Source organism: Brucella sp. TWI432, from assembly GCF_039674445.1.
GTDB lineage: Bacteria > Pseudomonadota > Alphaproteobacteria > Rhizobiales > Rhizobiaceae > Brucella > Brucella chromiisoli.
In genome coordinates, this window is sequence record NZ_JBDJNL010000010.1 from 16,520 (window position 1) to 34,418 (window position 17,899).

The window sequence follows — 17,899 nt, forward strand, 5'->3', positions numbered from 1 at the left end:
TATGTCTACTGTTTCCGTTAATGCCCGCCTATTCCGCGTCGTTGCCGATTTCGTTTCGACGGAAAAAACTCGCTATTACCTGCAAGGCGTTCATTTCGAACCCCATGCAAAAGGCGGCGTTATCATGGTCGCAACCGATGGTCACAAGCTTATGTGTGTTTGGGACAAAAACGGCGCAATGAAGGGAGAAAGCCCGATTGTTAAGCTGGACAAAGCCGCATTGAACGCCTGCAAGGCGATCCGCGGCGAACAGGGAGACCGCCGAATTCCCATTGAAGGCAACACCGCAACAATTCAGGATCACGAGCGCAACCCCGTCGCGACCGCTTACAATGTTACTGTCGACGGGACATTTCCAGCATGGCGGCGTGTCATGCCTAACGTCGAAAAGCCGTCGTCGGGCGCTTACAATGCCGACTATTTGGCCGAATTTGGCAAAGCCGCGAAAGAGTTGACTGAAACGAAACAAGGTTTGATTTCGATTTATGGCGACGAAGGAAACGCTGCTGTTATCCGCTTTATCGATGCGCCATATGCGTTTGGACTCTTGTTTCCGGTGCGTTGGCGTGACGGGAAAGGCGTGCCGGACTTCATGAATGAACCAGAAGTCGAAATACCCGCTCAAGCCGCATAATCGCAAGCCGCTTTCATCATAGGCGGGCAACCCTTCCGCCTATGCCATGGCCGCTTGTGGCTCAATTCGGGGCTTGCCCCACGACCGAACAGGACAAAAGACAATGATTCACTCGCCTATTATTTCGGAAGAATACGCGCACTCGATCAATGGTGTAGCAGGTCGCATGTTTGCGCGTACCATTGGCGGCAAAAACTACAAGCCGGAAACATTCACGAGCCAAAAGTGGAGCGCTAGCCGTCAGTATCAGGAAGGCGGCGACAAGCTTAGAATGACTGTCGAAATCCGCTTTGATGATGAATGTCGAAACGGGCACAACACATTTTCAATCACATGCGACATTGACCGTTATCATCGCCGCGAATGGCAGGAATGGGGCGGCGGGGCGGCGCATGAGGAGATCGCGAAAGTGTTTCCTGAACTGGCACCATTGATTAAATGGCACCTTGTTAGCACTGACGCGCCTATGCACTATATCGCCAATACCGTGTACCATGCCAGCAATCGCGACCATTGGGGTAAGGTAGCAGGCGAGCCGACGGCTTGGGAACACGTCGTTTATTTTGCCGACTCCCCAGTGTCACATACGCTTTCGGGAAAGCTTGCTGAATTCATCATGTCACGCATGGTTCAGGATGAGCTGGATCATTGTCATTACTCTGACCCTGCAGGCGGCTCATTTGCGGTAACAGCTGTTGCACATCGCAACAACGGCAAGCCGGGCGAATATCAATTCGCGCCAAAATACACTTTAGTCGGCTTTACCGATGAATGGCACAAATGCCCATTTGAGAATGAAAAGACCGCCAATGAATGGGCAGACGCGTTAAACACGGTTCGGTGCTCATTCCACAAAATCCCCACCGCATTTAGTGAGGGCAAAACGCGCGATTTTGCAGCCGCTCGAATTTCTGCAAGTTGGCCTGAAGCAACCGACGAGCAGTTAAGCTTGCCGAAAGAAGAATTAACAGAACTGCTTAAGGCGCGACTCCCTGCCATGGTTGCCGACTTCAGGAACGACATGGAGTCGGCCGGGTTCCAGTGGAAGCCTCTACCCACGGAAGCGGAATAAGGGCCGGAACCATGCAAATCGGCAACCGTGAAGATTTAGACAATGCCCGCAACGCAATCCGCGATCAATTTGATGCAGTGTGGATTCAGGCCGAAACGATTGGCCCAAAAGAAGCGCGCGCTATTCGTTGCGCCTTAGCCTTGGATCGCCCCCGACTTCATCACAACTCGCCGAACTGGACCATTTCACTATCTGGCAGGCATTGCGGCCAGCACAACTTGATTATCTACGCTTGATGGTGGTGACATGCTGAAATTTACAAAAGACCAGCTTTTCAATTGCTGCACGGATTACTCTGAGCCGAAATGGTGCGACTTTGCCGCGTTGGAACTGGGTGGCTGCTGCACCGAGACCGACGAAACAGGCGACGAGTTCACAATCGGATGCTTGCAGCGCGACGAGGCAGAATTCTTCACGGTCTACGCTCGCGACCATGAGGGGCTAGCCGAAGCAATTACCGACATTCCGAAATTCTTCGGCGGCTGTCTCATCTTGGCGGAGTTATCCCGCCTAAGCGGCCTGCCCGCCTCTGTAGTTTGCTGAATTAACCCCGCGCTCTAGCGCACGACTGAAAAGAGAAAAACAATGATCCGCGATTTTATCAGCCTTTGCGCTGTTGTTTCCTTCGTGACCGTTTTCACACTCTGGGCATCCGTGGCCACCAGCATGCAGCCGGTTCAACCGCGTCTTATTGCACAGACGGAGACGACACGATGAACGCCGACTGTCAGAAGTGCGGGGGAGTTTTCTCGCTCAATCGCTTAGATGCAAAGCCAAGACTTACGCCCTGGCTATGGCTTGTAAAGCTCTTTTTCGGTCAGAACCACATGCTGAGATATGCGGCGGATCGTGGTTGCGACTTTACCGAATTGCTGTGTGAGAAATGCTATGGGCCGGGGTTCGAAGCTCTTCCCGACAATGAAGAGGGCGACACTATCTACCTCAACCATTACCGCTGCGATGAATGTGACACCGAATGGGATGACGAATGGAATTGCATGTGTAACGACCGTTGCCCCGGATGCAATGCTGAAACAGAGCCATTCGATTCCGAAGAAATCGGAGGAGAGGAGCGATGAGCAAAGTTCTCAAAATCGATGAAATGCTTGAAGTGCTCGACGATATCGACCACCCGCTTGCATCTGATTTTATTGGCAAGGTTGAAGCACTTGGAAACGAAATTGCCGAGACAATTGCTCAGGCGCTCGATGTGAGTTTTGGACCTGCAACATTTGAAGGCTCAGACTTTGGCGGCACATGCGCCACTTTCAAGCCGAAATACAAAGGCCAGCTCTGCCCCGACGCTATCGACACACAAGACATGGGCGGGGAATGGGAAGAAGAAGACAATATCTGGCGCTGCGATAACTGCGGGGAAACCGCGCAAGATGGAAGTGGGATTTGCATCACATGCGGCATGGGAGGCTCAGAATGAAAATCTTTTCCGTGCCGATTACGATCTATGCAACCGCCTACATAAAGGCAGATAACGCTGACATGGCCTATTCGAAAGCGCGAGAGTTCAGCAACTGCGACATTGAGATAATGGGCGATTCTCGTGATCTTTTTTGTGGGCTTGCGTTCGACAATCCTTGTCTACCCGACAGGAGCCTATCCCCTGCAATAACAATCGCTGACGCCGAGTCATTCGATATTGCAGACGTTGAAGAAGTGGCACCTCCGCCCCCTTTAGATTGGAACGTTCGCCGCGGCTAGACTACGTACAGCCATGCGCGCCATTCCCGAACACTTCTTAAAACCCCACGACGCAAAGCGTCACGACCGAAAGGATACAATCATGAATAATGCAGAACGGGCAGCAAGCACTATCCCCGCCCTTGAAGCCTTTTGCGCAGAGAAAGGCGAAATCTTCCGGTATGACAGCGACATATCGGACGACATTGCCGATCTGATTTGCAATGTGCTGCATCTAGCACAAGCACGCGGGAATGACCCGATTTCAATTGCTGCGCAAGGCGTTGGAATGTTCACAGCGGAAGATCGCACTCCAGATGGCGAACCCGATGCAAATGACACCGCTACAATCACCGTAACACCTTGGGGCGACCAATTACCGTTCACCGTTTTTTGCCAGCAAGCTGACGGCGGCGGAACAACTTGGATTTCCACCGTCATTGCCACGGACTCCGATGAGGCTGAAGACCTTGGAGTCGAACAATGCGCCAATGATTGGAAGGCTAACACCCAGACTATTCGGGTTCTTGGAATCGCCAAAGGTGATATTGAAATTGTAAGCTGGGCTGATCCGGATTGAAATCGCCAACTAAAAGGAAACGGGATGGCATACAAAGTATATAAAAAGAACATGAGCCCGCAGGATTTCAGTGAGGCTCTGAACGATGCAGGGATTACGCTTGACGACTTCGTGAAGCTGACAGGTAGGCACAGGGCACAGGCTCACCGGTATCTAACTGGCGAAGACGTATCAGGCCCAACCTTAGCTGAAATCGTTATCGTTGAATTTCTCGCCGATAACCCCGGAATGGTCCAGCCAATGCTAGAAATAGCAGCAGAGTGGACCGACGCCGAAAGAGAAAATAGCGTTCCACGAACTGAAGCGAGGCGCGCTAAATTTGGGGAATAGAAATCATGATAATGCCCGGCAACAGCTTAGAATGCATATCGGAAGCCCTAAGCGCATACACGCGCGCCCCGACAGCGGCGACACTAACCGTAGTTCACACTCTTGAGGATGAAGGCTTCCGTGTTGTCCAGGTGGATGAATGTGGAGAATTGATTAAACGCCTCGCAGCACTGGCGAATCGGCTGCTGCCCGAGAATGAAAGGGACACTCACCCTGACATTGCGATGGCCGAAGCATTTACCCACATCTTGTACGACAGAAACTAAAACCGGCGCATGCGCCACGACCGAAAGGAAAAACCGAATGCATATAAATATCGGACAAACCAGCCTCAATCAGCTCGTTTCCCTGCCGCTCAAATTGGCAAACCGTCACGGCGTCATTGCTGGAGCCACTGGCACCGGCAAGACGGTGACAATGCAGGCAATGATTGAACAGTTTTCCCGCGCTGGCGTGCCAGTCTTTGCCGCCGACATCAAAGGCGATCTCTCTGGAATCGCCGTAAAAGGCCAGCCAGGTGCTATTGCTGACCGTTATGCCGAAATGGTCGGCTCTTACACCCCAGACGCGTGCCCGGTTCAATTGTGGGATATTTACGGCGAGCATGGAGCTCCTATTCGCACATCTGTGCAGGAAATGGGAACTCATCTGCTGGCGACAATGCTGCAATTAAATCAGACGCAGGCTGGCGCGCTCGAAATAGCTTTCCGCATCGCTGAAGACGAAAAGAGCTATCTGCTCACACTTAACGATTTGCGCTGGTCACTGAATGCAATGCTCGAAGAGCGTGAAGACGTCAGCCGGCGTTATGGGAACGTGACCGCATCTTCGATATCGGCCATACAGCGCAATATTCTTGCGCTGGAGGCTCAAGGTGCTGATCAGCTGTTTGGTGAGCCACCGTTCGAAATTGCCGACTTCCTGCGCCAGGACAGCTCACACAAGGGCTTTGTGAACCTTCTTGATGCAACCCAGCTAATCGAAGCGCCACGCGCCTACGCAACGCTGTTGCTGTTCCTTCTGACAAAGCTATTCAGGGAATTGCCGGAAGTTGGTGACCTGGGCAAGCCGAAGCTGGTTTTCTTCTTCGATGAATCGCATCTGCTGTTCAAAGATGCGCCTAAGTCATTGCTGGAAAGCATCGAACGCTTGGTGCGACTGGTTCGCTCGAAAGGTGTTGGCGTTTTCTTTGCCTCGCAGGCAGCGGCCGACATTCCTGAAACAGTGCTTGCCCAGCTTGGAACACGAATTCAGCATGCATTGCGCGCCTACACACCGTCAAGCCAGCGCATGGTGAAAGCCACCGTTGCAGCTTTTCGAAAGAATACGGCGGTGAATACAGCGGAAGCAATTATCTCAATGGGAATTGGTGAAGCTTTGGTTTCGGTAATGTCGGAAGGTAATATCCCCTCGCCCGTTGAGCGTATCCGTATTCTACCGCCGCGAGGCCAAGTCGGGCCGATCAGCCAAACTGCGCGAAACGAACTGCTTCAGCGATCTGATGTCTATTTGAAATTCACAAAAGTTGTACCGGATTATGAGCAGGCAGGAATGTTCCGCAATCGCATGCTGATCAAGCGAGGACAGAATCCTTTAAATGTCGACGTGAAAGCTTCACCAGAGCCAGCAAATTGGTCGCAGATTTTAGCGCCGCTGAATGAGATCAGCGACTTGCGGAACGACAAAAAGCCGAGATATGCTTTACGCTTCTTCTTATGCTGTGGGTTCTTGTCGTTAACGCTAATCACTTTATTCTTTTGGATTCAATAGATTGGGAAACAGAAAGGGGCGGTTTCCCGCCCCCTTTCACCAAACGGCAATGCCTGCCTGATTGAGTATTGTTGCTATTTTATCTGCACCGTTGTCGCGCTGGCGGCGAAATGTCGAATATGCGATTCCTGCTCGTTTGCAGGCAGTCTTTGCATAAGCTTTTCGTACATCCCAAATAACGGCCAGCATCAAGCAGCGTTTGTAGCCCGGTTCGCCATTCAGTAGTCTGGGCCAAGCATCAACGGCTGAATTGCCATAAAGCACGAGATCCTTTTGACTTATCTCATGTGCCTTCCAGACCGTTTTCCTCCTCTCTTGAGCACTTGGCTGGGCCCAAATTGGATCTTCATTCACCATCTCAGGCCAGAAACCTTTTCCGCCTCTTGGCTTCCAGCTTCCGCCAATCGCCTCTTCAATCGTCCATGCCTTAACGAGCGCCAGGCGCACCATTTTACCGTCCCACAAGTGATCATTCATTTGCTGAACCTTCCATCGGTAACCGCTTGATAGAGATCGTCCTTGGCAGCGCATAGGGCGACACGACGGATGAATTCTTCTGGCGATATACCGATACGTAAGGCGCGACGGTTGATAACGAGCCGATCCTGGTAAGACATTGGCACGTTCACAAACACGAGCTTCTGGGCCTTGCCGTGGCTTGGAAGGTGCCAGTTGTACCACTGGCGACGAATAGTGTGAGAAGTCGTGCCGTCTGCCAGAATTTCAGCTATTTCGCGCGATGACCTTCCCTTCCCGGTCCAATATCCGACATGGGCGGATTTGGCATTGTTCCAACGTCTGCGTGTTGGCTTTTTCATGGCAATGTCCTCACCGATTTTCCGACAGGTTTGAACAAAGCATCTGCCTTCTTGCGGTGTGCTAGAAGAACCTCGCCGCCTCTTTGATAATCTCCGTTCAGATATCTCAGGAGATTGGCAACGGCAGCTGCCAGAGCTTCCTCTTTTGACGGATAGATGATCGGCTTTGCACCTTTCCCGAGAATCGGCTTGGGATGTCCGTCTCGTGGCATCCGCGTCATAGCCCAATACGAGCCACCAGGAAGCGGCCGTGCATAACAAGCAAATTGGTTCACGACAGTACCCCCGCAAGTTCAGCCTGGTCGTGACGTACAGGCGAAGTAAACATCGTGTATTCGGCTTCGAAAATGATCTCGCTTGTTCGACCTGGCGTGCCTCGTCTGCGCTTATGATTGATTAGCCAACCCTTGCCGACGCTCTTCTCGTATCGCTGAATCAGCTCATCTCTTTTTGATTCACGCGTCTCTACTGAAATCAGCTCTTGATACAGTGGTTCGGGACGGAACAAGGAGACCCAGACATCTAGGTTCTGCTTAACGCTGCCGCCGCCGTAGGCATCACCATTGATAGGCCGGATAGAACCACCAATCTTCCAACGGCCCTTCCACTCTTCGTTGCGTTGGATAAGGATAACAATCGCGATATCGAGCGATTTAGCGATACCCTTCAAGCCACGATACAGGGCGTTCACACGTTCCGCGAAAAGCTCACCTGGCTTACCGGGCAGACTGATCATTTTTGCATGATCAATCACGATCAGATCCAAGCCTTTTGATTTTTTCATTGCTTCGGCTTTGATCCGGATATCGGACAAGGTGCAGTCCGAAAATGAAACGATGTCGAATTGCATGTTGACCGAGTTCATTACCTCTTTCTCGATCCGGTCAAGCTCACGTGTATCCATGCTATAGGAGTCGAGACGATCCAAGCTGATGCGGCTGGCTTGAGCAGCTGCTTGCAGGGCGGCTTCTTCGTCCGTTACTTCGATCGAGAAGAACGCAGATTTGAAACCGTGGATCGCTGCATGGCGGCATTGCTGTAAGCTGAAGCTGGTCTTTCCGCCGCCAGAGTCCGACATCAAGCCGATCAGATTGCCGTGCCGGATCTTTCCTGCAACGTCTTCAATTTCAGGCAAGAACCAAGGGATATTAGCTCTGGTGCCCAAACTTGCTTTGGCAACACGGTCCAGGGCTTTCGGAAGCAGCACACCATACTTTGCAGAACCCGCCTTCTCATCACCCTCACGCGAGATCCGGGTTAGCTCATCCGCGAATTCGGCAATCAACTTAATTGGCGATTGATCGACAGGCAGACACGTAGCGCGTTGCGCCGCCTCTTTGGCCAACGCTACAATTTGGCGTCGGGTCCAAAGTTCGAGAATGCAACGGCCATAGTCGTATGCCCCTCCGAAAGTCACTGCTTCCGTGGCAAGGCGAGCAACATATTGAGTGACTGACAGATCCTTGTTGATGCTCTTTGTGGGCAAATACGGCAGCATGTTAACCGGTGTTGCGGGCCGGTTCTCTGCAATCAATTTCCCCATCGTGTCATATAGATCTTGATGAAGAGGTTCGACAAAGTGCTCTGGCTTCAGAAACCCAGCGACTTGCCAATAATTGGCGTTATTAATCAGAAGGGAGCCAAGTAGCGCCTGCTCCGCTTCAATGCCGTCAGGCATCTGCGGCTCGATGTTTCTCTCGTGCATAACCATCACCACCCCCTCGTGAGGATGAAAACTACAGTGCCCAGCCAAACGGCGAACGAGCAGGCGGCAACAATGAGGGACACTTCACGAACGCGTTCCCAGAACTCTCTGTTCTTCATAGAACGATCTCCACTCGTTGAGCTGCACGCGTCACAGCGGTGTAGAGCCAGCGCGCTGCGTCATCTCGGAAACAGGGGCTTTCGTCAAAAACCATGACTTTATCCCACTGGCTGCCCTGCGATTTATGACAGGTAAGAGCATAGGCGTAGTCGAACGGTTCGTAATTACGCTGCTCTGTCCAAGGCAATTCGCGCTCAGTTCCACGTGTCCAAGCGTGGTGTGTCGTCACCTTGATTGGGATCTTCTTCATTCCCTCGTCCTGCGATGTGACGTGCATCGCAGTTTCATCCATGGTCTGATTGAGGATCTTGGAAACTTCGAAAATACCTCCGTTCAGGAGTCCTTTTTCTTTCACGTTCTTCAGGCAGACAACGCGATCCTGGAGCTGGAAATCGCCATTAAATCCCTTCAATTCGCGAATGCGCTCATTGTAGACGCGACGGGTTTTATTGAGACCAACGAGCACTTGATCTGCATTTAGGACGCGACCAGCATCGATATCGGAACGCCGAACAACTTCGCTCTCACCGTACGTTCCGATCTGGAGCTTTTTGCCCTCACGGATCTGCATTGACATAGCGATGATTGGATTGTCGCCCGCCTGCCGATGTACTTCTGTGAGCATGAAATCAGGCTCTCCCGCCGTGAAGTACCCCTCACCCTTTACTGGTGGGAGCTGAGCTGGATCACCAAGCACGAGAACTGGCACGCCAAACGAAAGCAGATCTTTTCCTAGATCTTCGTTGACCATTGAAACCTCATCAATGATCACGAGTTTTGATCTCAGGATCTCGCTGTCCCTATTGAGAGCAAATTTCGGTTCGCCAGATTGATCCTCATCGTTTGTCTTATAAATCAAGCTGTGAATCGTTTGCGCGCCACGGCAACCTTTGGAACGCAGAACCAGAGAAGCCTTTCCGGTAAACGCTGCGTAGCTGACGGCACCGATATTCTGAGCAAAATGCTGTGCAAGCGTGGTTTTGCCGGTTCCAGCGAATCCGCCTAAATAAAAGAACGGCTTACCGCGCGGTGTCTTGGACCAATCTGCGACGGCTTTGAGAGCCTGGTCCTGTTGTGGTGACCACTTCATTGTGCGCCTCCACTCGGTGCGAGCTTTGACAGGGCCGAAAGCCCCTTGGCAGTGATGCGAACCTGCTCTGTGATTTTCTCGGAACCATCCGAACGCTGAATGATGGACGTCTTATGCTCCAGGAGACCTTGATTGCATTTATCCTGATAGCCAAGCCATGCAGCGCTATTCAGACGCTTGTAAATCCATCGGTTGCGGGATAGCCACGAGAAGAGATCCTTCGGGCGAATTCCGAGGTTCTTTGCGGCTTCAGTTGGAGTTAACGAGCCGTCGGCTTTTGTCAGGCGTTCGTGGGCCGTGACATCTTCCTGCATGTCCTCAACCTTGGCTTCAAGAACAATCACCTTGTCTGCGTAAGAGAGCAGCAATCCGCGCATAGCGGCAGGGTCATTGAGAGCTGCAAGCGGGTCTTTCGCACGGCGCTCACACTCAATGAAATACTGGCGAGCCTGTTTACCCTTATCGTTGCGCTCAACCATCGAAAGCTCTTTCGCCATGTCGAGAGAAAGATGGAATTCCTTACGCTTGCCGCCGCTTACTAAATTTTCAGTAAGCGTTACAAAGTCCTGATTTTCGACAAATCCGAAATCGCGAATACGATTATTGATCCAGTCATTGAAGCGCGTCGTCACTTCAAGGAATGAGTGAAGTTCGCGAGCGTTGACCGTCTGGATTGAGCCTTCGCCGATTTGTCCGTTCACTACGGATGGAAATTTTTTGTTGCTCATTTTGCCACTCCCAACATCATAGCTTTGATTTCTTGTGCGCACGAAGCAGCGAACGCGACTCCCACGGCCTCAGCCTGGTCATCATTCGTGACTGTGATCTTGAGATCCCGACAACGCTGGCGAGAGGCGCGTTTCCAATCTTCTCGCGCCCACCCCTTTTGCCTTCCCATGCCAAGGAATGATTTACGCCACGTGGAATCCGGCAAGGTTAGGAGCGGTTTATTGAAAGCGCCGACGACTCCTGCAACAGCTCCCGCCAATTGATTTGATGAAATGACCGCGTTTAGGCCGCCATAGCCGCCTTCTCCCTCGACGGTCTGCTCTTCGCCCATGAACTTGACCTTCTTGGTCTTTGTGTTCGACCCAGGAGCACGGCGTAGCGGTCGCTCCATTGCCACGACATCGGGCTTTTCTCGCTTGATAAGCTGCATCAGTTCATTTCCGAGCCTTCGGGCCATAATTTCATACTCTTCGCCCTTGGCCTGCTTTGCCTTGATCACCCCGACACGGATTGCGCTGAGTGGCGCGTTAGTGTCGTAGATTGCAAAACCGCAGTTCTGTGCTTGATCGAGTCCTAGAATGATCATTGAGCCAACTCCCCCAGGCGCCATATCTGGGCACCTGCGTCTCTGACGAGTGCGACGCCATGCGGCTTCAGCGCTTCGTTGCATCTGATGATTGTGTTGTGAAATTCGATTGAGAGTGGGTCTTGGTCGACACTCTCGCATCCGACTGATCGGATGATTGTTTCTTTGGAAAGCCCTATACCGTCGCATCGTTCGAAGAGGGCAATGGTCTGATCGACAAGATAACTTTGATGTCCAGACCAATTTGGATGGGCGAGCAGTCGCGTTACCGGCCGCCACATTCTTCTCTACCCTTGTAGTAAATCACCGGCTCGCGATGCATTCGATCAATCGCAGGCCGCCAGATGTACCAAGCATGGTCCTCAGTGCCGGTTTTGCCGTTGCCTTCCCAGCTGATACGATCAGTCAGGACAATCTTTGCGGCCCATCGGCTGTTATCTTGGAAGAGATGCTTCCGTGAACTACCGGAGTCGAATTTTGCAGTGAGCAAAAGGGCGACATATCCATCGCATCGAGCGAGCGCCTTCTCAGCAAACTTAACGGCCTCCCGATTTTGCTTTCCGTAAGGCGGGTTTGTGATGATGACATCTGGAACCAAAAACGGCACGTTATCGGACAAGAAATCGAAGTCGAAATCATGCTCAGGTCCGTAGGTGGCGATATCGCTTGTCACCACCTCAGCACCGGTTTCAGCGATCACATCGGCCATCTGGTGATCCCCAGCGGCACATTCCCAGACGACTAAACCAGATCCGATCTGGAGAACCTGCAAAACGGCCCGAGTTGCCCATGCTTCTGTAGGATAGAAACTGTTTTGCTTGAGTTCATAGTTTGAAGCTACAACGGTCAATTTACGCCTCCAAAGTGGGCGATAAGGCCAGGAACGAAAGGGAGAATTGGCATCGCCAGTGCGACGCCACGCATCAGGCGACAGGCAAAGATTTCAATCATTTGCCAACCTCACGTTGATCGAGTGCAGAGCGTCCTGGTGCCGGATCTCCTAGCAAAGAGCGGGTTCGCTCCTCTGATCGCGGCGTGCGGAACGTTTCGAGCGTAGGCTTTCGCTTGTAAGCATGAAGAGGCATCGGATTAGGCTCTGCCGGCCGGCGCTTTGTCACGACCTTCATCGGTTGCGGGGATTGAACCACAACGCTTTTCTTTGGCAGTGGGCGCTCTCTCTTTTGCTCCTCAATGCGGACAGTCAACATCGAAACCTGAGCATCATTCACTGTGCGCTTGCTCGCAGACCCACTCTTGACGGGGGCAACCTTACTCTTGCGCGTCTCGCCGGCCCATTTGGGAAGCTTCAGTTCGATGAACCCATCTTCAACCATGCGCCATTCGCACGATTGGATTGTCTCAGCCCGCAGAACGAACAAAGGCTGATGACCCAGACGGATGTGCATGGAGCCGTTTCCGCGAGTGGTGGCATCCTCCACATAGGCTAAGCCACTTTCATGCTTACGAAAGCGGATAAGCCCGTGGTGCTCATTTTCTCCGATTAAGACTTCGATCGGGGTGCCGTCAATGAGACCGAGATCCTTGGCAACAGGTCTGGCAACCGTGAGGAAGAGGCGCGGGGTAACTTTACCCCGTATCCCCGCCTTGATGCCTGACCCCAGCCCGACCTGAGATTTACTCGACAGATCAATTTTAGCAGGGGTGAATGACATGGATTATTCCTCGTCGCCGCCGTCATCTTCGGAATCACCTTCCGAAGCAGCGTTGAGCTTTTCCATCGCAGTGCGCAGATTTTCACGCGCTTCACTCTGGCCCTCGTCATAGCCCCGAAGCCATGCCTGATCCTCGTCAGAGCCATCCATAAACTCGGAGGTACGATCTTTTGCGGCCAAACCGGCAACCTTACCCTGATCAAATACTTGATCGATGTACGGTCGACTGTCCGTAAAGAGGTCGCCTTGAGCTGGTGCTAGCTTCAAAAGAGCGAGGATATTGCTTCTGCGGCGATGCGCGTCGAGAACCTTGTCTTTGTCCTCAGCCTGAAGCGTTTTGCAGGTGAAATCGAGCTCGCCTAGTGTGATGCCGTAGCTCTGTGTCTGCTTACGGTCTGCCTTACGTTTAACGTTGATGGCATCAATTTCGGCTTGATAGGCAAGTTCCTTACGGACCCGGTCCATCAATAGTGCATCGTATTCGCCGGGGGTGAGTTTCGAGTTGTCACCAATCTTTGACATGGCAATACCTACAATCGGTCTGTCGCCACCCATGAATTCTGGCGGCAAGGTTGATTTTCATGGTTGAGAAATCATGAGGACCGGCTAGAACTGCCTTGGCCCTCTGGGGCTCAATCCCGCGCCTGTCGTGTGGAAATGCTGGGCGTTGGATCTGTACTCCGTCGACCATCGAAAGGTTCGAGCCTTTCGGTGGTCGGCTTTTTATGAATCTTGTGTTTCGATTTTTGGTGGGAATCGATCAGGGGGGTAGATGTCAGGTCTAAGTTCGCTACATGGGATGCCTGTTACCTCTTCAATTTTTAGGACATGCTCTGGCGGGATGCGTGTCCAGCGATAGATTGAGGGGTGCTTGATGTTGAGTGCGCGGGCTAACGTAAGGACGCCTCCAGCCTTCTCAACTACATTCTTGACTTCATCAATCATGTGCAAACTGTAGTTGATAGTTACATTTTGGTCAAGCAACAAAATTATTGAATTTTTAGTAGACAAAAGCTACATTATGACCATGACAACAATCGCTGAAAGAATCTTCTCTGCTCGCAAGCTTGCCGGTTTGACATTAAGTCAAGTTGCCGATGAGCTCGGTATCAGCCATCCAAGTGTAAAAAATTGGGAAAGCGGCAAAACGAAGCCGTCACTTGATCGATTGCCAGACCTTGCAAAAGTGCTCGGAACTACGACCGAGTGGCTTCTGGAAGGTAGTAATGAGGACACTCGACCCGCGAGTTCCATGTCGGGCGCCAATACATCGCTGACGAAGGGAGAGCGTTTGAAAATAGCGCGTCAACTTGCCGATTTCAGCCAAGTACAACTCGCAAGAAAACTCAATGTGACACGGACTACGTTGTCGAATTGGGAGTCTGGAAACTCACCGTTACCGTCTGAACGTATTCCAGATATTCTGGCAAACTTGAAAATTGATGAAGAGTGGCTTCTCACGGGCGCTGGAGCCGGGGTCCCGGTATCAGCTCAAAAAATTCCGCAGCCTCGCGAGAAGGGTAACGGCACGGTTTTGAATGACCTATCTCAGTCCGGTTCGAATCTGCTTCCGGTTTATGGGCAAGCAGTGGCCGGAGTTGAAGGCCAGTTTCCAATGAACGGAACTGTTCTTTATTGGGTTGTCGCGCCGCCACAAATCGCGAAGATTGAAGGCGCGTATGCAGTTTCTATCGCTGGAGACTCAATGTTTCCAAGATATGAAGATGGCGAAGTTGCTTTTGTTGACCCCACCAGAAGGGTTAAAAAAGGCGATTACGTTGTTGCGCAGATCCACTCGGACGATTCAGATGTGCCTCAAGCCTATGTTAAGCGCTTTATCAGGCACAACGAGGAAGAATTGCTGCTCGACCAGTTCAATCCGCCGAAAGAATTGGACTTCGATCATGACAGGGTTATCTCTGTGCATTACATCGTAATGGCAGGTTCTCCAGAAAAGGAATAAGCCCATGAAAAATCGCGGAAAGGCAGTAGCGCTACTACTGCCTTTTTTTATGACATCAGTTCAGGCAAATGCTCAATGGTATGCCAGAAACGACAACGCCGACAATCTGGTTGTAACAGCAGTAATGAAGGACCAGGACGAGTTAACCCTTGTTTCCTATCTGACCTGCGAAGACAAACGGTTGACGTGGACATTTGAAACAAATTCAATAACCACCGATCTCAGTGATTACAAGCCAACAAGCATCGCAATTAATGTTCCGCGCTCTGAGCCAATATACAGCCTTGATCTTGCTGCTGAACCGATATTGATGCCAAGCGGAACTATATCATTCCAAGGGCGCATGAATACATCCGAAACAAAAACCTTTTTAAATACACTCGGCCAAGGGAGAAAAATACACGTTAAGATTGACGGAGAGCAGCTATCGACTGACGATATTCAAGTCACAATCAGCGCATTGTTCTCATCACTTACGGCACCTCTTCTTAAAAAGTCGTGTGATATAGATAAATTATAATTGGTTATAGCTTCCAGTTCTTAACTAGCAACGACTAGGCTCATAGGAAATGATGCAGTAATCCCTTTAGGACCGGAAAAAACCGACCCGTGGATTACTGCGCAACCAGCACTCGACTGAGTGTCATGAGGTTTCTACGCATCCCCGGTACACCATATGGCGGTGCATAGCCGATCCGGTTCATGGTGATATTTTTATTGGCATCGGAGCCTCACTGACCGGGTTATCACTCCCGTTGTGCTTGTCAGTCCCTCTGGTTGTTAACACTGTCCAGCCAGCTACACCGTCCGAGTCCTAGCACATCACTATGGAGCAGACTTCACGGCTCCCAACTACTGCACAAACATCACAGAGGCGGCTTCAGGGGCCGGCAACCGCTTTGTCGTGAGACCATATCTTTCAATGTAGGTGATCCATAGTGCGCCGGAACGCAAAACTCATCCGGCCAGTGATCAATAAAACTTTCGGCTACATTCCGTCAATAACATTTTGTAGCTTTCTGCTAATTTTTAGCATTGACAATTACTGTAGCTATTAGATACATTCTGATCATCCAAGGCACGAAGAAACCATTTCGGACTGATCTGCCTTGAAATGGAGAACCGATCAAATGTCTAACATCCAAGACATACAAGGCCCTCAGAACGACGGCAAACGTCGTTCCACATGGGGCATACTCTCAGACATCGATGATGTCATGAGCGAACAAAACCATCCAGACCGTGAATTCTTTAAGCAACACGTCCTCAAACATTTTTCGTTCATGGGGATGGGTACATACGTCAGCTCTGCACGATACGCAGCCAACAAGACCATTTCATCTGTGAAGTCAAAGCCCGACACAGTGAAAGACAGCGAGCGTTTCCTGAGCCTATTGGAACAGTTCTACTGATATCGCCGCAATAGCGGCCCAATTTCTAAAAACCTCACCTCACCCAAGCCAGTGGCAAGCGCTTCTGGCAACAGGAGAACTTTGCCGTGAGCAAGCCAATCGATAAATCTGAAGAGCAAATCGCGAAAGACAAAGAAGCTGTCAAAGCGATGACGGGCGCAAAAGCCGCCATGGAAGCATCACTCCGCCGAATATCCGTTCTCGAAAACGCGCTGGAGTCCGTGCAACGACAGTCTGAAACATTGAGCAAAGCTTTTGGGAAGGATGCCTTCCTCAATGTCTGGCAACGCGGCGGTGATTACAAGCCCGAACGTATCAGCACCCTTTTTGAGAATATCAACAATACAATCAAGGCGGCCCTGTGAGCTACGACCATCTCCTCGACTACCTTGGGGATCTGCGAGCTGCTGAAGCTCCAGAAACCCCACCGGGAGGCTCAACAGGCAACAAAATTGCAGATGAACAACTCTGCATCTACGCCTACCGAGCCAAAACCCATCAAGCACCGATTGCCTATATTCGAGACATTGGAGCGCAACTTGCCCATCGGTCGACACCGAACAGCTGGCAGGAAGTTGCGTTAGTCCGGATAGCGGCTTGGTCTGTTGAACATCAGGAAAGCAAGTCGCATGACTGAATCCACTTCGAGTGATCTAGTGATTAGCCTGCCCAAAACGATCACGGCAGAACTGTTCACGAACGAAAGCCAATTTGACCAGCTTCTGCGCAAGATCGAAGCAGCTGTTAAAAATCACGTCCCCGACGTAACGACGAAAAAGGGCCGCGAAGCCATCGGATCTCTGGCGCGCAAAGTGTCCAGTACGAAGGTTGTGCTGGATAATGCTGGCAAGGATCTGACCGAAGCCTGGCGCACGCAGACAAAGTCGGTGAATGATGCCCGTAACCGCATCAAGGACAAGCTCGACGCACTACGAGACTCGGTGCGGCAGCCACTTACTGATTGGGAAAATGCTGAAAAAGCGCGTGTTGAGGATCACGAAAACCGTCTTCAGCAACTTCAAGCGATTGCTGGCACCGGTTTTGGCCAATCATCAGAAACGCTTAAGAATATCCGGGCCGAGCTTGCGGATATGGATATGACCGGCGACGCTTGGCAAGAGTTTCATGGCAAAGCCTGCATCATGCATGGGGCTGCTGTCGACACAATCACCCGCCTTATCGCTGATGCAGAGAAACGCGAAGCCGAACAGGCGGAGCTTGAAGCCCTGCGGGCAGAAAAAGAAGAGCGCGACCGTATTGATCGTGAAAAGGCAGAATTAGATCGCCTGGATCGCGAAACAAAAGAACGTGCAGAGCGTGAACGTCAGGCCGAAGAAAAGCGCCTCCAGGACATCGCAGATGCCGAAGCCCGCGCAAGGGAACAAGCTGAGCTGTTGGCCAAGGAACGCGCAGAAAAAGCCGAGCGCGACGCGAAGGAAGCCATCGAAAAGGCAGAACGCGAAAAGCAAGAAGCCATCGAAAAGGCTGAGCGTGAGAAGCAGGACGCAATCGCAGCCGCAGCTCTGGCTGAAGAAGAGCGGAAGCGCAAAGAGGACGATGAGCGACGTCGCCGCGAGGCTGATGAGGAGAACCGCAAATCAGTCATCAGGGACGTTCTTGAGGATGTGATTCAAGCCGCACAGATCCCTCTGGAAACAGCTGAAATTATTGTCACGGCTATCGCTACTCACCGCGTCCGTCATACCCAAATCAATTTCTGAG

General features: G+C 51.5%; 28 protein-coding genes. 17 read left to right on the forward strand and 11 right to left on the reverse strand.

The annotated features are described in order from the left end of the window. The first annotated feature begins 1 nt into the window (after position 1). From ABE527_RS14205 to ABE527_RS14255, 11 genes are all read left to right on the forward strand, one after another. The gene (locus ABE527_RS14205; protein ID WP_499697289.1) at positions 2–634 is read left to right on the forward strand and encodes a beta clamp domain-containing protein; all 633 of its coding nucleotides are present in this window, start codon (positions 2–4) and stop codon (positions 632–634) included. 46 nt (positions 635–680) lie between these two features. Further along, the gene (locus tag ABE527_RS14210) at positions 681–1,706 is read left to right on the forward strand and encodes a hypothetical protein (protein WP_499697290.1); all 1,026 of its coding nucleotides are present in this window, start codon (positions 681–683) and stop codon (positions 1,704–1,706) included. An 11-nt stretch (positions 1,707–1,717) separates the two neighbouring features. Then, positions 1,718–1,942 carry a hypothetical protein gene (locus tag ABE527_RS14215; protein WP_499697291.1) on the forward strand — a complete coding sequence of 75 codons (225 nt, stop codon included), beginning with the start codon at positions 1,718–1,720 and terminating at the stop codon, positions 1,940–1,942. Positions 1,943–1,952: 10 nt separating this feature from the next. After that, complete coding sequence (locus ABE527_RS14220; RefSeq protein ID WP_499697292.1) at positions 1,953–2,249, forward strand: hypothetical protein; 297 nt, start codon at positions 1,953–1,955, stop codon at positions 2,247–2,249. Positions 2,250–2,291: 42 nt separating this feature from the next. Then, on the forward strand, positions 2,292–2,423 hold the full coding sequence (locus ABE527_RS14225; RefSeq protein WP_499697293.1) for a hypothetical protein: 132 nt from the start codon (positions 2,292–2,294) through the stop codon (positions 2,421–2,423). Beyond that, the gene (locus ABE527_RS14230; protein WP_499697294.1) at positions 2,420–2,785 is read left to right on the forward strand and encodes a hypothetical protein; all 366 of its coding nucleotides are present in this window, start codon (positions 2,420–2,422) and stop codon (positions 2,783–2,785) included. Before ABE527_RS14225 ends, ABE527_RS14230 begins: the two co-directional genes overlap by 4 nt. Beyond that, the gene (locus tag ABE527_RS14235; protein WP_499697295.1) at positions 2,782–3,141 is read left to right on the forward strand and encodes a hypothetical protein; all 360 of its coding nucleotides are present in this window, start codon (positions 2,782–2,784) and stop codon (positions 3,139–3,141) included. Before ABE527_RS14230 ends, ABE527_RS14235 begins: the two co-directional genes overlap by 4 nt. Beyond that, positions 3,138–3,422: a hypothetical protein gene (locus tag ABE527_RS14240; RefSeq protein WP_499697296.1), complete on the forward strand. Its 285-nt coding sequence runs from the start codon at positions 3,138–3,140 to the stop codon at positions 3,420–3,422. The genes ABE527_RS14235 and ABE527_RS14240 overlap by 4 nt, the downstream gene beginning before the upstream one ends. Before the next feature lie 82 nt (positions 3,423–3,504). Then, positions 3,505–3,981, forward strand: coding sequence for a hypothetical protein (locus ABE527_RS14245; RefSeq protein ID WP_499697297.1), 477 nt, complete (start codon positions 3,505–3,507; stop codon positions 3,979–3,981). Positions 3,982–4,005: 24 nt separating this feature from the next. Next, positions 4,006–4,311 carry a hypothetical protein gene (locus ABE527_RS14250; RefSeq protein ID WP_499697298.1) on the forward strand — a complete coding sequence of 102 codons (306 nt, stop codon included), beginning with the start codon at positions 4,006–4,008 and terminating at the stop codon, positions 4,309–4,311. Between the two features lie 303 nt (positions 4,312–4,614). Continuing rightward, positions 4,615–6,081 carry a helicase HerA-like domain-containing protein gene (locus tag ABE527_RS14255; protein WP_499697299.1) on the forward strand — a complete coding sequence of 489 codons (1,467 nt, stop codon included), beginning with the start codon at positions 4,615–4,617 and terminating at the stop codon, positions 6,079–6,081. A gap of 36 nt (positions 6,082–6,117) precedes the next feature. On the opposite strand, the gene ABE527_RS14260 is transcribed toward ABE527_RS14255, so the two are convergent. From ABE527_RS14260 to ABE527_RS14310, 11 genes are all read right to left on the reverse strand, one after another. After that, complete coding sequence (locus ABE527_RS14260) at positions 6,118–6,558, reverse strand: hypothetical protein (RefSeq protein ID WP_499697300.1); 441 nt, start codon at positions 6,556–6,558, stop codon at positions 6,118–6,120. Continuing rightward, complete coding sequence (locus ABE527_RS14265; protein ID WP_499697301.1) at positions 6,555–6,899, reverse strand: hypothetical protein; 345 nt, start codon at positions 6,897–6,899, stop codon at positions 6,555–6,557. Before ABE527_RS14265 ends, ABE527_RS14260 begins: the two co-directional genes overlap by 4 nt. Continuing rightward, the gene (locus ABE527_RS14270; RefSeq protein ID WP_499697302.1) at positions 6,896–7,174 is read right to left on the reverse strand and encodes a hypothetical protein; all 279 of its coding nucleotides are present in this window, start codon (positions 7,172–7,174) and stop codon (positions 6,896–6,898) included. The genes ABE527_RS14265 and ABE527_RS14270 overlap by 4 nt, the downstream gene beginning before the upstream one ends. After that, positions 7,171–8,610 carry a DnaB-like helicase C-terminal domain-containing protein gene (locus tag ABE527_RS14275; protein WP_499697303.1) on the reverse strand — a complete coding sequence of 480 codons (1,440 nt, stop codon included), beginning with the start codon at positions 8,608–8,610 and terminating at the stop codon, positions 7,171–7,173. Before ABE527_RS14275 ends, ABE527_RS14270 begins: the two co-directional genes overlap by 4 nt. A gap of 109 nt (positions 8,611–8,719) precedes the next feature. Further along, a complete protein-coding gene (locus ABE527_RS14280; protein WP_499697304.1) occupies positions 8,720–9,814 on the reverse strand; it encodes an ATP-dependent DNA helicase in 1,095 nt (364 codons plus the stop codon). Beyond that, positions 9,811–10,542 carry a phage antirepressor KilAC domain-containing protein gene (locus tag ABE527_RS14285; protein ID WP_499697305.1) on the reverse strand — a complete coding sequence of 244 codons (732 nt, stop codon included), beginning with the start codon at positions 10,540–10,542 and terminating at the stop codon, positions 9,811–9,813. The genes ABE527_RS14280 and ABE527_RS14285 overlap by 4 nt, the downstream gene beginning before the upstream one ends. After that, positions 10,539–11,129 (reverse strand): RuvC family protein, encoded by a 591-nt coding sequence (locus tag ABE527_RS14290; protein ID WP_499697306.1) that lies wholly within the window; start codon positions 11,127–11,129, stop codon positions 10,539–10,541. The genes ABE527_RS14285 and ABE527_RS14290 overlap by 4 nt, the downstream gene beginning before the upstream one ends. A gap of 265 nt (positions 11,130–11,394) precedes the next feature. Next, the gene (locus ABE527_RS14295; protein WP_499697307.1) at positions 11,395–11,979 is read right to left on the reverse strand and encodes a class I SAM-dependent methyltransferase; all 585 of its coding nucleotides are present in this window, start codon (positions 11,977–11,979) and stop codon (positions 11,395–11,397) included. A gap of 97 nt (positions 11,980–12,076) precedes the next feature. Beyond that, positions 12,077–12,802, reverse strand: a complete 726-nt coding sequence (locus ABE527_RS14300) for a hypothetical protein (RefSeq protein ID WP_499697308.1) — start codon at positions 12,800–12,802, stop codon at positions 12,077–12,079. Positions 12,803–12,805: 3 nt separating this feature from the next. Then, positions 12,806–13,324 carry a hypothetical protein gene (locus ABE527_RS14305; RefSeq protein ID WP_499697309.1) on the reverse strand — a complete coding sequence of 173 codons (519 nt, stop codon included), beginning with the start codon at positions 13,322–13,324 and terminating at the stop codon, positions 12,806–12,808. Positions 13,325–13,525: 201 nt separating this feature from the next. Then, positions 13,526–13,747, reverse strand: coding sequence for a transcriptional regulator (locus ABE527_RS14310; protein ID WP_499697310.1), 222 nt, complete (start codon positions 13,745–13,747; stop codon positions 13,526–13,528). Positions 13,748–13,823: 76 nt separating this feature from the next. On the opposite strand from ABE527_RS14310, the gene ABE527_RS14315 reads away from it, so the two are divergent. The 6 genes from ABE527_RS14315 (at position 13,824) to ABE527_RS14340 (ending at position 17,898) form a co-directional block, all read left to right on the forward strand. After that, a complete protein-coding gene (locus ABE527_RS14315; protein WP_499697311.1) occupies positions 13,824–14,765 on the forward strand; it encodes an XRE family transcriptional regulator in 942 nt (313 codons plus the stop codon). Between the two features lie 4 nt (positions 14,766–14,769). After that, entirely contained in the window at positions 14,770–15,285 is a 516-nt protein-coding gene (locus ABE527_RS14320; RefSeq protein WP_499697312.1) for a hypothetical protein, read from the forward strand. 610 nt (positions 15,286–15,895) lie between these two features. Continuing rightward, entirely contained in the window at positions 15,896–16,177 is a 282-nt protein-coding gene (locus ABE527_RS14325) for a hypothetical protein (protein WP_499697313.1), read from the forward strand. Positions 16,178–16,263: 86 nt separating this feature from the next. Continuing rightward, positions 16,264–16,542 carry a hypothetical protein gene (locus ABE527_RS14330; protein WP_499697314.1) on the forward strand — a complete coding sequence of 93 codons (279 nt, stop codon included), beginning with the start codon at positions 16,264–16,266 and terminating at the stop codon, positions 16,540–16,542. Then, on the forward strand, positions 16,539–16,814 hold the full coding sequence (locus tag ABE527_RS14335) for a hypothetical protein (protein WP_499697315.1): 276 nt from the start codon (positions 16,539–16,541) through the stop codon (positions 16,812–16,814). The genes ABE527_RS14330 and ABE527_RS14335 overlap by 4 nt, the downstream gene beginning before the upstream one ends. After that, positions 16,807–17,898: a hypothetical protein gene (locus tag ABE527_RS14340; protein ID WP_499697316.1), complete on the forward strand. Its 1,092-nt coding sequence runs from the start codon at positions 16,807–16,809 to the stop codon at positions 17,896–17,898. The genes ABE527_RS14335 and ABE527_RS14340 overlap by 8 nt, the downstream gene beginning before the upstream one ends. Position 17,899: the final 1 nt, after the last annotated feature.

What these genes read in the sequence shown, in the direction of transcription:
- ABE527_RS14205 (WP_499697289.1), top strand. Translation starts at nt 2, where the DNA reads ATGTCTACTGTTTCCGTTAATGCCCGCCTATTCCGCGTCGTTGCCGAT.
- ABE527_RS14210 (WP_499697290.1), top strand. Translation starts at nt 681, where the DNA reads ATGGCCGCTTGTGGCTCAATTCGGGGCTTGCCCCACGACCGAACAGGA.
- ABE527_RS14215 (WP_499697291.1), top strand. Translation starts at nt 1,718, where the DNA reads ATGCAAATCGGCAACCGTGAAGATTTAGACAATGCCCGCAACGCAATC.
- ABE527_RS14220 (WP_499697292.1), top strand. Translation starts at nt 1,953, where the DNA reads ATGCTGAAATTTACAAAAGACCAGCTTTTCAATTGCTGCACGGATTAC.
- ABE527_RS14225 (WP_499697293.1), top strand. Translation starts at nt 2,292, where the DNA reads ATGATCCGCGATTTTATCAGCCTTTGCGCTGTTGTTTCCTTCGTGACC.
- ABE527_RS14230 (WP_499697294.1), top strand. Translation starts at nt 2,420, where the DNA reads ATGAACGCCGACTGTCAGAAGTGCGGGGGAGTTTTCTCGCTCAATCGC.
- ABE527_RS14235 (WP_499697295.1), top strand. Translation starts at nt 2,782, where the DNA reads ATGAGCAAAGTTCTCAAAATCGATGAAATGCTTGAAGTGCTCGACGAT.
- ABE527_RS14240 (WP_499697296.1), top strand. Translation starts at nt 3,138, where the DNA reads ATGAAAATCTTTTCCGTGCCGATTACGATCTATGCAACCGCCTACATA.
- ABE527_RS14245 (WP_499697297.1), top strand. Translation starts at nt 3,505, where the DNA reads ATGAATAATGCAGAACGGGCAGCAAGCACTATCCCCGCCCTTGAAGCC.
- ABE527_RS14250 (WP_499697298.1), top strand. Translation starts at nt 4,006, where the DNA reads ATGGCATACAAAGTATATAAAAAGAACATGAGCCCGCAGGATTTCAGT.
- ABE527_RS14255 (WP_499697299.1), top strand. Translation starts at nt 4,615, where the DNA reads ATGCATATAAATATCGGACAAACCAGCCTCAATCAGCTCGTTTCCCTG.
- ABE527_RS14260 (WP_499697300.1), bottom strand. Translation starts at nt 6,558, where the DNA reads ATGAATGATCACTTGTGGGACGGTAAAATGGTGCGCCTGGCGCTCGTT.
- ABE527_RS14265 (WP_499697301.1), bottom strand. Translation starts at nt 6,899, where the DNA reads ATGAAAAAGCCAACACGCAGACGTTGGAACAATGCCAAATCCGCCCAT.
- ABE527_RS14275 (WP_499697303.1), bottom strand. Translation starts at nt 8,610, where the DNA reads ATGGTTATGCACGAGAGAAACATCGAGCCGCAGATGCCTGACGGCATT.
- ABE527_RS14280 (WP_499697304.1), bottom strand. Translation starts at nt 9,814, where the DNA reads ATGAAGTGGTCACCACAACAGGACCAGGCTCTCAAAGCCGTCGCAGAT.
- ABE527_RS14285 (WP_499697305.1), bottom strand. Translation starts at nt 10,542, where the DNA reads ATGAGCAACAAAAAATTTCCATCCGTAGTGAACGGACAAATCGGCGAA.
- ABE527_RS14290 (WP_499697306.1), bottom strand. Translation starts at nt 11,129, where the DNA reads ATGATCATTCTAGGACTCGATCAAGCACAGAACTGCGGTTTTGCAATC.
- ABE527_RS14300 (WP_499697308.1), bottom strand. Translation starts at nt 12,802, where the DNA reads ATGTCATTCACCCCTGCTAAAATTGATCTGTCGAGTAAATCTCAGGTC.
- ABE527_RS14305 (WP_499697309.1), bottom strand. Translation starts at nt 13,324, where the DNA reads ATGTCAAAGATTGGTGACAACTCGAAACTCACCCCCGGCGAATACGAT.
- ABE527_RS14310 (WP_499697310.1), bottom strand. Translation starts at nt 13,747, where the DNA reads ATGATTGATGAAGTCAAGAATGTAGTTGAGAAGGCTGGAGGCGTCCTT.
- ABE527_RS14315 (WP_499697311.1), top strand. Translation starts at nt 13,824, where the DNA reads ATGACCATGACAACAATCGCTGAAAGAATCTTCTCTGCTCGCAAGCTT.
- ABE527_RS14320 (WP_499697312.1), top strand. Translation starts at nt 14,770, where the DNA reads ATGAAAAATCGCGGAAAGGCAGTAGCGCTACTACTGCCTTTTTTTATG.
- ABE527_RS14325 (WP_499697313.1), top strand. Translation starts at nt 15,896, where the DNA reads ATGTCTAACATCCAAGACATACAAGGCCCTCAGAACGACGGCAAACGT.
- ABE527_RS14340 (WP_499697316.1), top strand. Translation starts at nt 16,807, where the DNA reads ATGACTGAATCCACTTCGAGTGATCTAGTGATTAGCCTGCCCAAAACG.